The organism is Ectothiorhodospira shaposhnikovii, from assembly GCF_022227765.1.
GTDB lineage: Bacteria > Pseudomonadota > Gammaproteobacteria > Ectothiorhodospirales > Ectothiorhodospiraceae > Ectothiorhodospira.
Genome location: NZ_JAJMLZ010000004.1, coordinates 253,951 through 266,666 on the forward strand (window position 1 = coordinate 253,951; position 12,716 = coordinate 266,666).

14 protein-coding genes are annotated in these 12,716 nt (G+C 64.2%); 2 read left to right on the top strand and 12 right to left on the bottom strand.

Annotated elements, in window-relative coordinates:
• Positions 1–31 precede the first annotated feature (31 nt).
• Complete coding sequence (locus LQD11_RS07575; RefSeq protein WP_238617001.1) at positions 32–1,159, top strand: aminotransferase class V-fold PLP-dependent enzyme; 1,128 nt, start codon at positions 32–34, stop codon at positions 1,157–1,159.
• Between the two features lie 16 nt (positions 1,160–1,175).
• Here the strand turns inward: LQD11_RS07575 and LQD11_RS07580 are convergent, their stop codons facing one another.
• The 10 genes from LQD11_RS07580 to fabD all read right to left on the bottom strand — a co-directional run bounded on the left by LQD11_RS07580 (position 1,176) and on the right by fabD (position 9,577).
• Positions 1,176–1,952, bottom strand: a complete 777-nt coding sequence (locus LQD11_RS07580; RefSeq protein WP_238617002.1) for a TatD family hydrolase — start codon at positions 1,950–1,952, stop codon at positions 1,176–1,178.
• Between the two features lie 51 nt (positions 1,953–2,003).
• Positions 2,004–2,345 (bottom strand): PilZ domain-containing protein, encoded by a 342-nt coding sequence (locus LQD11_RS07585; protein WP_008931247.1) that lies wholly within the window; start codon positions 2,343–2,345, stop codon positions 2,004–2,006.
• Between the two features lie 11 nt (positions 2,346–2,356).
• Positions 2,357–3,352 carry a DNA polymerase III subunit delta' gene (gene holB, locus LQD11_RS07590; protein ID WP_238617003.1) on the bottom strand — a complete coding sequence of 332 codons (996 nt, stop codon included), beginning with the start codon at positions 3,350–3,352 and terminating at the stop codon, positions 2,357–2,359.
• On the bottom strand, positions 3,349–4,017 hold the full coding sequence (tmk, locus tag LQD11_RS07595) for a dTMP kinase (protein ID WP_238617004.1): 669 nt from the start codon (positions 4,015–4,017) through the stop codon (positions 3,349–3,351). Before tmk ends, holB begins: the two co-directional genes overlap by 4 nt.
• A gap of 20 nt (positions 4,018–4,037) precedes the next feature.
• Positions 4,038–5,048 carry an endolytic transglycosylase MltG gene (gene mltG, locus LQD11_RS07600; protein ID WP_238617037.1) on the bottom strand — a complete coding sequence of 337 codons (1,011 nt, stop codon included), beginning with the start codon at positions 5,046–5,048 and terminating at the stop codon, positions 4,038–4,040.
• A 95-nt stretch (positions 5,049–5,143) separates the two neighbouring features.
• Positions 5,144–5,953, bottom strand: a complete 810-nt coding sequence (gene pabC / locus LQD11_RS07605) for an aminodeoxychorismate lyase (protein WP_238617005.1) — start codon at positions 5,951–5,953, stop codon at positions 5,144–5,146.
• A gap of 103 nt (positions 5,954–6,056) precedes the next feature.
• Positions 6,057–7,295 (bottom strand): beta-ketoacyl-ACP synthase II, encoded by a 1,239-nt coding sequence (gene fabF / locus LQD11_RS07610; protein WP_238617006.1) that lies wholly within the window; start codon positions 7,293–7,295, stop codon positions 6,057–6,059.
• A gap of 133 nt (positions 7,296–7,428) precedes the next feature.
• Complete coding sequence (gene acpP, locus LQD11_RS07615; RefSeq protein WP_008931241.1) at positions 7,429–7,671, bottom strand: acyl carrier protein; 243 nt, start codon at positions 7,669–7,671, stop codon at positions 7,429–7,431.
• A gap of 189 nt (positions 7,672–7,860) precedes the next feature.
• Positions 7,861–8,604, bottom strand: coding sequence for a 3-oxoacyl-ACP reductase FabG (fabG, locus tag LQD11_RS07620; protein WP_008931240.1), 744 nt, complete (start codon positions 8,602–8,604; stop codon positions 7,861–7,863).
• A gap of 37 nt (positions 8,605–8,641) precedes the next feature.
• Positions 8,642–9,577, bottom strand: a complete 936-nt coding sequence (gene fabD, locus LQD11_RS07625; RefSeq protein ID WP_238617007.1) for an ACP S-malonyltransferase — start codon at positions 9,575–9,577, stop codon at positions 8,642–8,644.
• A gap of 170 nt (positions 9,578–9,747) precedes the next feature.
• Here fabD and infA point away from each other — a divergent pair, with 170 nt between their 5' ends.
• Entirely contained in the window at positions 9,748–9,966 is a 219-nt protein-coding gene (gene infA, locus LQD11_RS07630; protein ID WP_008931238.1) for a translation initiation factor IF-1, read from the top strand.
• A gap of 112 nt (positions 9,967–10,078) precedes the next feature.
• On the opposite strand, the gene clpA is transcribed toward infA, so the two are convergent.
• Entirely contained in the window at positions 10,079–12,343 is a 2,265-nt protein-coding gene (gene clpA, locus LQD11_RS07635; protein ID WP_238617008.1) for an ATP-dependent Clp protease ATP-binding subunit ClpA, read from the bottom strand.
• 13 nt (positions 12,344–12,356) lie between these two features.
• Positions 12,357–12,677: an ATP-dependent Clp protease adapter ClpS gene (gene clpS, locus LQD11_RS07640; RefSeq protein ID WP_008931236.1), complete on the bottom strand. Its 321-nt coding sequence runs from the start codon at positions 12,675–12,677 to the stop codon at positions 12,357–12,359.
• Between the last annotated feature and the right edge of the window lie 39 nt (positions 12,678–12,716).

Consider the following 12,716-nt stretch of genomic DNA (forward strand, 5'->3'; position numbering starts at 1 on the left):
CAAACCCATCCCTGACCCGGCAAGGAGAATCATGCATCCTGAATTCCCCCTCTCTCCCGACCTGATTCACCTCAATCACGCCGCCGTCGGCCCGTGGCCGGTCCGCACGGCCCAGGCGGTGGCCGCCTTCGCCCAGGAAAACACCCTGCATGGGTCCCTGCACTACCCACGCTGGCTGGCGGTGGAAAAACGGCTGCGCGAACGGCTACAGCGGCTGATCAACGCCTCGGAGACAGAAGACATCGCCCTGCTCAAGAACACCTCGGAAGGGCTCTCCGTGGTGGCTTTCGGGCTGCCCTGGCGTCGCGGGGATAACGTGGTCTGTCCCTTGCAGGAGTTTCCGTCCAACCGGATCGTCTGGCAGGCTTTGGAGTCCCGCTTCGGCGTGGAGGTTCGTCTGGTGGATGTGTCGGTGGCGGATCCGGAGGCGGCGCTGCTGGGCGCCACGAACCGGCGCACCCGTCTGCTGAGCGTGAGCGCCGTGCAATATGCCCGGGGCCTGAGACTGGATCTGGAGCGCCTGGGCGCGGCCTGTCGGCATCGGGGGATCTGGTTCTGCGTGGACGCCATCCAGCAACTGGGCGCCCTGCCCCTGGACGTGCAGGCCGCCCAGGTGGACTTTCTTGCCGCCGATGCCCACAAATGGCTGCTCGGACCCGAGGGGATTGCGGTGTTCTATGCCGGCCCCGAGGCCCGCGATGCCTTGAGCCTGAACCAGTACGGCTGGCACATGGTGGAGCACTGCGGTGATTATGACCGGATGGACTGGCATCCCGCCGATTCGGCCCGCCGTTTCGAATGCGGCAGCCCCAACATGCTGGGGATCCATGCCCTGGACGCCAGTCTCTCCCTGTTCGAGGAACTGGGCATGGCCTTCATTGCCGATGCCTTGTCCAGAAACGTCGAATACCTGGTGGATCTGCTCAGATCCGCCAAGTTCGAAATCCATTCACCCCAGGCGCCGGAGCGGCGTTCGGGCATCGTCACCTTCGGGCGCCGGGACATGGACGTGGCGCTCAGTCATCGTCGGTTGATGGATGCCGGGGTTCTGTGTGCCCCGCGGGGCGGCGGTATCCGGTTCTCGCCCCATTTCCATACCCGGACCGGTGACCTGGAACGGGCGGTGGAGATGGCCGCGGCCTTCGCCGAGGCGGGATGACGGCCCGCGGTGACGGCTACGTGCAGGGATTGAACAGGCGCCGATAGTTCTGCGCGGTCACGGCGGCCAGGGTTTCCAGACTCTCGCCCCGGACCCCGGCCACGCATTCGGCCACATGCCGAACCAGTGCCGGATGGTTCATCTTGCCCCGGAACGGGGCCGGAGCCAGATAGGGGGCATCCGTCTCTATCAACAGCCGGTCCGCCGGCACCCGCCGTGCCACCTCTCTGAGGGCATCCGCATTGCGGAAGGTGACGATCCCGGAAAAGGAGACGTGAAACCCCAGATCGAGACCGGCTCTGGCCGTGTCCCAGTCCTCGGTGAAACAGTGTAGGACCCCGCCCACATCCCGGGCGCCCTCCTCTCTCAGGATTGCCAGGGTATCCGCACGGGCGTCCCGGGTATGAATGATCAGCGGCTTGCCCACCGCCCTGGCGGCCCGCACATGGACCCGGAACCGCTCCCGCTGCCAGGTCAGGTCGCCTTCGTTGTAGTGGTAATCCAGCCCGGTTTCACCGATGGCCACCACCTCCGGATCGGCGGCCATGGCCGCCAGTGCCTCCTCGTCGGGTTCGAGGCCTTCCCGTGCACTGGGATGCACCCCCACGGAACAGGAGACCTGAGCATAGCGTCCGGCCAGATCCCTGACGGCCTGAAAATTGTTCATGTCGATGCACACGCACAGCATGTGTTCGACACCGGCTTCCGTGGCCGCGACCATGAGTCGGTCCATGTCGCCGTCGAACCGGCTCAGGTCGATGCGATCCAGGTGGCAATGGGAGTCAATCAGCATAAAGAGTCGATGGTTGCAAATCGGAAAGAAAAAGGACTTGCCTAAAAAGGCTTACATGGTGTTGGTCAGTCGGTCGGACTGCAGGGCCCCACCCAGCAGACCTTCGATCTTGTTGCGGGCGGCACCCTTGTCCTGGGCGTTGAACTGCACGCCGATTCCCGGTGTGCGGTTGCCCTGGGCCCTGGGGGGAGTCACCCAGATGACCCGCCCCGCCACCGGAATACGCTCCCGCTCTTCCATCAGGGTCAGGAGCATGAAGACTTCGTCGCCCAGCTTGTAGAGTTTCTGGGTGGGAATGAACAGGCCGCCATTCTTCACATACGGCATATAGGCGGCGTAAAGGGAATGCTTGTCCTTGATCGCCAGGGAAAGTATGCCCTGTCCCGGTGCCATGGTCCCCTCCTTCAGGTCTGTGCCAGATCACGCAGGGTCACCAGTATATCCTCCAGCAACACCTGCGGGTTGATGGGTGTGTCGGCGAGACGGCGCCATTCGCACAATCGCCCCTGGAAATGGAAACAGGCCGCCGGATCCAGTCGTTCCGTCAGGATCTCCAGGGCTTTCGGGGTCGCCACGCCGGATGAACGGCCACCGTCAGCGCCGGTCATGTGCCGGCAAATCCCGTCGGCCATGAGGATCTGCAATCGATCCACCAGCACGTCCAGGGGCGCCTTGTGCCATTGCTCGGACAGTTCCACCACCCCCTTGCGCCCCTGCAGCAGGCCCAGCAGGGCATCCAGTTGGGCACGCCACTGGGGCAGTGCCTCCTGCTCCGCCAATGCTCGGGCGCGCAGCGGCGATCCGTGCCCCAGTGCCAGCAGGGCATCCAGATCCCCCTCGGGTATGTCGGGCACGGCCCCGGCCAGCCAGCGTCGAGCCTCGGGGCGTGAAGGCAGGGCCAGCTTGATCTGCTGACAGCGGCTGCGCACCGTGGCCGGAAGATGGAACGGATGGGCACTGACCAGGATCAGGATGGCGTCACCCGGCGGCTCTTCCAGGGTCTTGAGCAGGCTGTTGGCGGCGTTCTCGGTCATGGCGTCGGCGGGCCACAGGATGGCCATGCGACAGGGGCCATGACTGCGGCTCAGGGACATGAAATCTCCCAGTGCCCGGATCTGGTCCACCAGGATGCGGGTCTTGTCCTCCGGGATGGTCACTTCCGTCAGATCGGGATGCGCACCGGCCTGCCACATGCGGCAGCCATGACAATGGCCGCAGGCCGCCCCACGGGCCAGGGGCGACTCACACTGGATGGCCTGGCAGAAGGCCCGGGCCAGGGCCAGCTTGCCGGTCCCCGCGGGCCCCGTGAACAGCCAACCGTGGGGCAGGCGTCCCGAACGCCGCCGTTCCAGCAGCGCACACCACGCCTCCTCCAACCAGGGAAACGGGGCGCCGCTCATGGGGTCCCGGATACCGGGTGGGCCAGCAGGTCATCGATCCGGGCCAGCAGATCGGCCCGTACCCGGTCCAGATCTCCCCCGGCATCCACCACGGCATAGCGCGTCGGTGACCGATTGACGCGCTCGTGATAGACCGCTCTCACCCGCTCGAAAAAATCGACGGCTTCCTGTTCGAACCGGTCCGCTTCCCCCCGCTTGCCGGCCCGCGCCAGGCCGGTGGCGACATCCGCATCCAGCAGGATGGTCAGATCCGGCCGGACGGCCCCCTGTACCCAATCCTCCAGGGCGGCAATGCGCTCCACCGGGATCCCCCGCCCACCACCCTGATAAGCATAGGTGGCGTCGGTGAAACGGTCACTGACCACCCAGGTGCCCGCATCCAGCGCCGGCAGAATAAAGTGACGCAGATGCTCGGCTCGGGCGGCAAACATGAGCAGCAGTTCCGTATCCCCGTGCATGGGCGGAAAGTCGCGGGAAAGCAGCAGGCCGCGGATGGCCTCTCCCAGTGGGGTGCCGCCGGGTTCTCGAGTGCTCACGGCGGTAATCCCCCGCGCCTGCAGATGGGCCACCACGGCACTCAGGTGGGTGGATTTGCCCACCCCCTCGATCCCTTCAAGGCAGATGAAGCGCCCTCGCCTTTCGGCAGCGGCAGATGGACTGGTCAAAACGTGGGTATTCCTGTTCGTCAGCGCCCGTAACGGCTGGCATCGCCGCCGAGCTGGTACTGGATCACGGCCCGCCGGTGCTCCTGGTAGGTCGTGGAGAAATGATGACTGCCATCCCCCCGGGACACGAAGAACAGGGCCCGGGATTCCGCCGGATTCACCGCCGCATGCAGGGCGGCGGCGCCAGGCAGTGCGATGGGTGTGGGTGGCAGGCCGTCGCGGGTGTACGTATTGTAAGGGTTGTCGGCCCGCAGATCCCGTCGCCGGATGCGGCCATCGAAGTTTTCGATGCCGTAGATCACGGTGGGGTCGGTCTGCAGACGCATGCCGCGGCGCAGGCGCTCGTTGAACACGGCGGAGACCAGGGTACGCTCATCGGCCCGCCCGGTCTCCTTCTCCACGATCGAGGCCATGATCAGTGCCTCGTACTCGTCCTTCAGGGGCAGATCTTCGGCGCGGTTTTCCCAGGCCCGGGCCAGTTCCTGGCGCATGCGCTGATGGGCAATGCGCAGGATGTCCATGTCCGTGGTGTACCGAGGAAAGAGATAGGTATCCGGAAAGAACCAGCCCTCCGGATGCTCACCCGGACGGCCCAGATGAGCCATCACATTCATGTACTCATCCTCTGCCAGGGTGTTCCTGATTTTCTCGTGGGCGGAGATGGCCCGCATCATCTGCAGGAAGGTCCAGCCTTCCGGGATGGTGAGGCTGTACTGGATGGTGCGGCCACGGATAAACAGGGCCAGCAGGTCCTCCGGTGTCAGTCCGGGGTGAATCAGGTATTCCCCGGCCCGGATGCCCTGATCCTGTTCCGACAATCGCCCATGGATCTCCCAGTAATGGGGCTTGCTGATGATCCCGGCCGACGCCAGTTCCTGCCCCACCCGGCGCAGGGATGCCCCGGCGGGCACCTGAAACTCGGTGGCCTCGGCAAGATTGACCGGCGTGTGCAGGAAACGATGATAGTCCCATGCCAGCCAGCCGGCGATGATCAGCGGGAGCAGAAGGACAACAAGCAAAAGACGTCGCATCACGGGAATCGGCAGTGGCTCATGTGTGTTCCAGGGTCAGAACAGGATTGTCGTTCCCCGGCATCGCATGGGCAAGCCCTGATTGTCTGCCCGCGTCATGGATCCTGTGTATCCAACTGCTGCTGGAGTCGTCTCACCAGATCCGGCACCGGCAGCGTTTGCCCTTCCAGGCAGCGCACCGGCCAGATTCCGATCAGGGTGTTGCATAGGAACAGGCCCTCCGCCCGGAACAGGTCATCCAGGCGGAGCCCGGTCTGGCCGCAGACAATGCCCATCCCGGCGGCGATGTCCATGATCCGTGCCCGGGTGATGCCGGCCACACCGCACTGATCCAGCGACGGCGTCAGCAACATGCCGTCGCGGACCAGGAACAGATTGCTCATGGTGCCCTCGACCACCCGCCCTTCCCCGTCCAGCATCAGGCCTTCCTGATACTCATCTTCCCATTCCGAGCGGGCCAGCACCTGTTCCAGACGATTGAGATGCTTGATCCCGGCCAGGGCAGGATTGGAGGACAGGCGCATCCGGCAGATCCTGGCCCGCACGCCGTCCCGCCGCCAGACGGAAAGGCTGTCCGGGAGCGGACTTCCCACCAGGATGCGGGTCGGGGAAGGAGACGCGGGGGGACGGTATCCCCGAGGACCGGGACCGCGGGTGATCATCAGCTTGAGCACTCCATCGGGGTGGGCGGCCGCGATACGCCCCGCCTCCGTTTCCAGCACGGCGGCATCCGGAGCGGCAAACCCCAGCCGACGGCACCCCTCCCGCAGGCGCTCAAGATGGCGCTGCCAGTGGGACGGATGGCCCTGCCGGATGCGCAGGGTCTCGAACAGACCGTCACCGTACTGCAGGCCCCGGTCATTGAGCGGCAACACGGAGGCCGGTCGGCCATTGACAAGCATCATCTCGGATCCCCGATTCCGACGGCGCCACTGGCGCCGGAAACGCAGAAGGCCGCCGGGCAATCACGCACCCGGCGGCCTTCCGGCAGTCCTGGGACTGAAGGGCTCAGATCTTGCTGAACACCAGGGTCCCGTTGGTCCCACCAAACCCGAAGGAGTTGGAGAGGGCCACGCTGCCCTTGAACTCGCGGGCCGTATTCGGCACGTAGTCCAGGTCGCACTCGGGTTCCGGGTTGTCCAGGTTGATGGTGGGCGGCAGCACCCCTTCGGCCAGGGCCAGGGCGGAAAACACCGCTTCAATGCCACCGGCGGCACCCAGCAGATGACCGGTCATGGACTTGGTGGAACTCACCGCCACCTTGTAGGCATGATCCCCCAGGGCGCGCTTGACGGCCATGGTCTCGGCCTTGTCGCCGGCCGGAGTGGAGGTGCCGTGGGCATTGATATAGTCCACCTGATCCGGATTGAGGCCCGCGTCCTTGAGCGCCTGCAGCATGCAGGCGGCCGCGCCTTCACCGCCGGTGGAAGGCTGTGTCATGTGGAAGGCATCGGAGTTCCAGCCGAAGCCGGACAGCTCGCAATAGATACGGGCGCCGCGCGCCTTGGCGTGCTCGTACTCTTCCAGTACCAGGACGCCGGCACCGTCGCCCAGGACGAAGCCGTCGCGATCCTTGTCCCAGGGGCGGCTGGCCCGTTCCGGATCATCATTGCGGGTGGACAGGGCGCGGGCTGCCGCAAAGCCGCCGATGCCCAGGGGGGTGGTGGCCATTTCGGCGCCACCGGCGACCATGACGTCCACTTCGCCGTACTTGATCATGCGTGCCGCGTCACCGATGTTGTGGGTACCGGTGGCACAGGCGGACACGATGGAGATGTTGGGGCCCTTGAGGCCGTACATGATGGAGAGATTGCCGGCCACCATGTTGATGATGGCGCTGGGCACGAAAAAGGGAGAGATCTTGCGGGCACCGCCCTTGAGGAAGGCATCGTAGCTCTTCTCGATGTAGGGCAGACCGCCGATGCCGGAACCGATGGCCACGCCGATGCGCTCGGCATTGTCCTCGGTGACTTCCAGGCCGGCGTCACGGATGGCCTGAATGCCGGCGGCCATGCCGTAGTGGACGAAGGTGTCCATCTTGCGCTGTTCCTTGGGCGAGATGTAATCGTCCGCGTTGAAGTCCCGGACGGCACCGGAGATGCGCACGGGCATCTGGGAAGCGTCAAAGACATCAATGGGAGTGATGCCGCTACGACCCGCAGTGACATTGTCCCATGCGGTTTTGATGGTGGACCCGACCGGCGAGACGATGCCAAGACCGGTGATGACTACGCGCCGTTTAGACAATGCTACTGCCCCTTTTCCACGCTCGGGCGTGAAACCTTAAAGTTCGACTCTAACCTGTGTGAGGCACCCGCGACCGTGATCAGGGGACTGGTCGCGGTCGCGGGTGTTGAGCATGATCCTCTTGAACGAGGGATCAGGCGTTCGGCAGGTGCTCGTTGATGTAGTCGATGGCCTGCTGAACGGTGGTGATCTTCTCGGCTTCCTCGTCGGGAATTTCGGTTTCGAATTCCTCTTCGAGGGCCATCACCAGCTCGACGGTGTCCAGAGAATCCGCGCCGAGGTCGTCGACGAAGGAAGCGGCATTGGTCACCTCTTCTTCCTTCACTCCGAGTTGTTCGACGACGATTTTCTTGACGCGTTCTTCAATGTTGCTCATGGTTAGCCTATCCCCTTGATTTGAAAAGCAGCCGAAGCTGGGCCGCTATTGTAGTGAAATCCCTTCGGTCGATCCACTGTGCTGATGCACACGGGACGGAAAAACCCGCCCGGCATCGACCCTTCTCTTCCATCCACCTTACAGAACAAGGCTCCCCTCCCCGCCATTCGGGAGAAGGAAGCCGTGTCTTCAGCCCATGAACATCCCGCCGTTCACGTGCAACGTCTCCCCGGTGACGTAGGCTGCACCAGGAGAGGCCAGGAAGGCAACCGCCTGGGCGATTTCTTCCGGCGCCCCCAGGCGACCCAGCGGGATCTGGGTCAACAGGGCCTCGCGCTGGGCCTCGGGCAGGTCCTTGGTCATGTCGGTGTCGATGAACCCCGGAGCCACGGTATTGACCGTGATACCGCGGGAACCGACCTCGCGGGCCAGGGAGCGGGTGAAACCCAGCAGCCCGGCCTTGGCCGCGGCGTAATTGGTCTGGCCGGCGTTACCGGAAGAACCCACCACCGAGCCGACGTTGATGATGCGCCCCTTGCGGGCCTTCATCATGCCGCGCAGCACGGCCTTGCTCACCCGGTACACCGCCGTGAGATTGGTCTGGATGATGGCATCCCACTCCTCGTCCTTCATGCGCATGAGGAGATTGTCACGGGTAATGCCGGCATTGTTCACCAGAATGGTGACCCCGCCGAACTCGTCACCGACGGCCTTGATCACCGCATCCACGTCGTCGGGCCGGGTCACGTCCAGCATCATGCCCCGTCCCCGGGCGCCGGCCTCGGCCAGGTAGGTGGAGATGGCCTGGGCACCGCCCTCGCTGGTGGCGGTACCCACCACGGTGGCGCCCTGGCGGGCCAGGGTCAGGGCGATGGCCTTGCCGATACCGCGGCTGGCACCGGTGACGAGCGCGATTTCACCTTCAAGAGTCATGCGGGGTCCTCGTTATGATGGGGGGACTGGCGGCGGATCAGGATGTACCCAGGGCCAGTGCCTGAGCCAGGCTGTCCGGGTCCTGCACGCAGGCCACGGTCAGTGACTTGTCAATACGCTTGTTCAGGCCGGTGAGCACCTTGCCGGGGCCCAACTCCAGCACGGTGGTGACACCGTCCGCGGCCATGGCCTGCACGGTCTCCACCCAGCGCACCGGTCGATGGATCTGGGCCGCCAGGGCCGCCCGGATCACGTCCGGCTCGGCATGGGAGGTCACATCCACATTATGGATCACACGGATGGCGGGGGTGCCCACGCGCACGGATTCCAGACGCACATGCATGTTGCTGGCCGCGCTCTTGAGCAGGGAGCAGTGGGAAGGCACGCTCACCGGCAGTTTCACGCTGCGCTTGGCGCCGGCTTCTCCGGCCAGGGCGATGGCCCGCTCCACGGCCGCCGTCTCACCGGCGATGACCACCTGCCCCGGGGCGTTGTAGTTGACGGCCTCCACCACCCCGGCGGCGGCCGCCTCGCGACAGACGGTCCTGACCTGTTCGTCGTCCAGCCCGAGGATCGCCGCCATGGCGCCCTCGCCCGCCGGTACCGCGTTTTGCATCAGACGCCCGCGCTCGGCCACCAGACGCACGGCGGCGTCGAAGTCCAGGGCATCGGCACAGACCAGGGCGGTGTATTCACCCAGACTGTGCCCCGCCATGACCACCGGCTCGCTGCCGCCCTGGGCCGTCCATGCCCGCCACACGGCCACACCGGCCGCCAGCATGGCCGGCTGGGTATTCTCGGTCCGGTTCAGATCGTCGGCCGGGCCTTCCTGGGTCAGGGCCCACAGGTCCAGTCCGAGGACGTCCGAAGCCTCCTGAAAGGTCTCGCGGACCTGGGGGAAGGCCTCCGCCAGGGCGGCGAGCATGCCCAGCGACTGGGAGCCTTGGCCTGGAAACACACATGCGAGTTTCATTGGCGCAAATTCCTTGAAAGCGTCAGGGTTAGGGCGGCTAGTTTAGGCAAAGCCGATACCTTGGGGCAATCATCTGCAAATTTCGGCAAAGAATCCCCCTTCCGGTGCTTGTTTTATGCGCCCGGTTGTTGATAATTACGCCTTCGCTGCTCAAACCCCGATACAGGCGTATGCCGAAAGAAGATCACATTGAGATGGAAGGCACGGTGCTGGACAACCTGCCCAACACCATGTTTCGCGTCGAACTGGACAATGGCCACGTGGTCACCGCTCACATATCCGGTCGGATGCGCAAGCACTACATCCGCATCCTGCGCGGCGACCGGGTCACGGTACAGATGACCCCCTACGATCTGACCAAGGGCCGGATCGTCTACCGCAACAAGTAAGACCGGACCGGTTCCCGACCTCAAAAGCAGGAAAGGCCGCACTCCCTTGGGGAATGCGGCCTTTTTCCCGTTGCCGCCCTCGCGCGGGACACAACGGGATCATCGGTGCGAGTCAGTGCACGGCTTCCTCGACAAAATCCAGGTGCAGTTCTGCGTCCCTGACGCACACATGGACCTCGCCGCCACCGGCCAGACGGCCGAACAGGATCTCCTCCGCCAGGGGTTTCTTGATCCGGTCCTGGATCACCCGACCCATGGGCCGGGCACCCATCTTCGGATCGTAACCGTGTTCGGCCAGCCAGGCACGGGCCTCGTCGTCCACCGCCAGGGCCACCTTCTTCTCGTCCAGCTGGGCCTGAAGCTGGGTCAGGAACTTGTCCACCACGCTGGCAATGGTCACCGGGTCAAGCGGCTTGAACTGGATGATGGCATCCAGACGGTTGCGGAACTCCGGCGTGAAGGTACGCTTGAGCACCTCCATGGCATCGCTGGAATGGTCCTGCTGGGTGAAGCCCATGGACGGCCGACTGGACACCTCGGCACCCACGTTGCTGGTCATCACCAGGATCACGTTGCGGAAATCCACCTTGCGGCCGTTGGTATCCGTCAGGGTGCCATGGTCCATCACCTGCAGCAGCAGGTTGAACACGTCCGGATGGGCCTTCTCCACCTCATCCAGCAGCAGCACCGCATGGGGTTGCTTGAGGATAGCCCCGGTCAGTAGGCCGCCTTCGTCGTAGCCCACATAGCCGGGCGGCGCTCCGATCAGACGGGACACCGTATGCCGCTCCATATACTCGGACATGTCAAAGCGGACCAGCTCGATCCCCAGGATCTGGGACAACTGGCGGGTGACTTCCGTCTTGCCCACCCCGGTGGGGCCGGCGAACAGGAAGGAACCGATGGGCTTGTCCCGATCCCCCAGGCCCGAGCGGGCCATCTTGATGGCGGCCGCCAGGGTCTCGATGGGCTCGTCCTGGCCGAACACCACCATCTTGAGGTTACGTTCCAGGTTCTTGAGGGTCTCCATGTCGGAAGCGGACACGCTCTTGGGCGGGATGCGGGCGATCTTGGCGACGATGTTCTCCACATCCTGCACCGAGATGGTCTTCTTGCGCTGACTGGCCGGCAGCAGGCGCCGGTTGGCGCCCGCCTCGTCAATCACGTCGATGGCCTTGTCCGGCAGATGACGGTCGGTGATGTAGCGGCTGGAGAGTTCCGCCGCCGCCCGCAGGGCCTTGGTGGTATAGCGCACGTCGTGGTGAGACTCGAAGCGGGACTTGAGCCCCTTGAGAATTTCGTAGGTCTCGTCCACCGTGGGTTCGTTGACATCGATCTTCTGGAATCGACGGGCCAGGGCCCGGTCCTTCTCGAAAATGCCCCGGTATTCCTGATAGGTGGTGGAGCCGATGCACTTGAGCTCCCCGGAGGCCAGCATGGGCTTGATCAGGTTGGAAGCATCCATGACCCCGCCGGAAGCGGCGCCGGCGCCGATGATGGTATGGATCTCGTCGATGAAGAGCACCGCCCCCTTCTGCCGTCGCAACTGGGACAACACCCCCTTGAGACGCTTTTCGAAGTCCCCCCGATACTTGGTGCCGGCCACCAGGGCCCCAAGATCCAGGGAATAGATCACCGCATCCTGCAGCACCTCGGGGACCTCGCCATCCACGATCTTCTTGGCCAGGCCCTCGGCGATGGCGGTCTTGCCCACCCCCGCCTCCCCCACGTACAGGGGATTGTTCTTGCGGCGACGGCACAGGATCTGCACCGTGCGCTCCAGTTCATGGGCGCGCCCGATCAAGGGATCGATCTTGCCCTTGCGCGCCTGTTCGTTGAGATTGGTGGCGAAACTCTCCAGGGGATTCTTGCGGGCGGCCTCGTCCGCGTCCTGGGCCTCGCCGGCGACACCGGAGGCACTTTCGTCCTCCTGCTGCTCGTCCGAGACCTTGGAAATCCCGTGGGAGATATAGTTCACCACGTCCAGCCGGGCCAGATCATGCTGGCCGAGCAGGTAGACCGCGTGGGACTCCTGCTCGCCGAAAATAGCCACCAGCACATTGGCGCCGGTGACCTCCTTGCGGCCGGATGATTGCACATGGAACACCGCCCGCTGCAGCACCCGCTGAAAGCCCAATGTGGGCTGGGTATCCCGCGGATCCTTCATGGGCAGCCTGGGGGTATTGGCATCCACGAATTCCTCGAGCTCCTTGCGCAGGGATTCGATGTTGACCCCACAGGCCCTCAGCACCGTGGCGGCCGTCGGGTTGTCCGTGAGGGCGAGCAACAGATGCTCCACCGTCATGAACTCGTGACGTTTCTCGCGCGCGGCCTTGAAGGCCATATTCAGTGAAAACTCGAGTTCTTTGTTCAGCATGGTCGCGTACCCGCTAGGCCTCTTCCATCGCGCAGAGCAATGGATGCTGGTGTTCCCGTGAATAGTCGTTGACCTGAGCCACCTTGGTTTCGGCGATATCCCGAGTATAGATGCCGCACACTCCTTTGCCGCGAGTGTGCACGTGGAGCATGACCCGGGTGGCCTTCTCGCGATCCATCGCGAAGAAGACCTCCAGGACCTGCACCACGAACTCCATTGGAGTGTAGTCGTCGTTGAGCAGTACCACCTTGTACTGAGGCGGCTGCTTGAGCCGGGGTTTCGCCGGCTCGACGACCAGCCCGTGGTCGGATTGATGCTTGTGTTCGTCTCCCATAATGTCGGATCAATCAATGGTCGATTCAGTTCCCGGCGA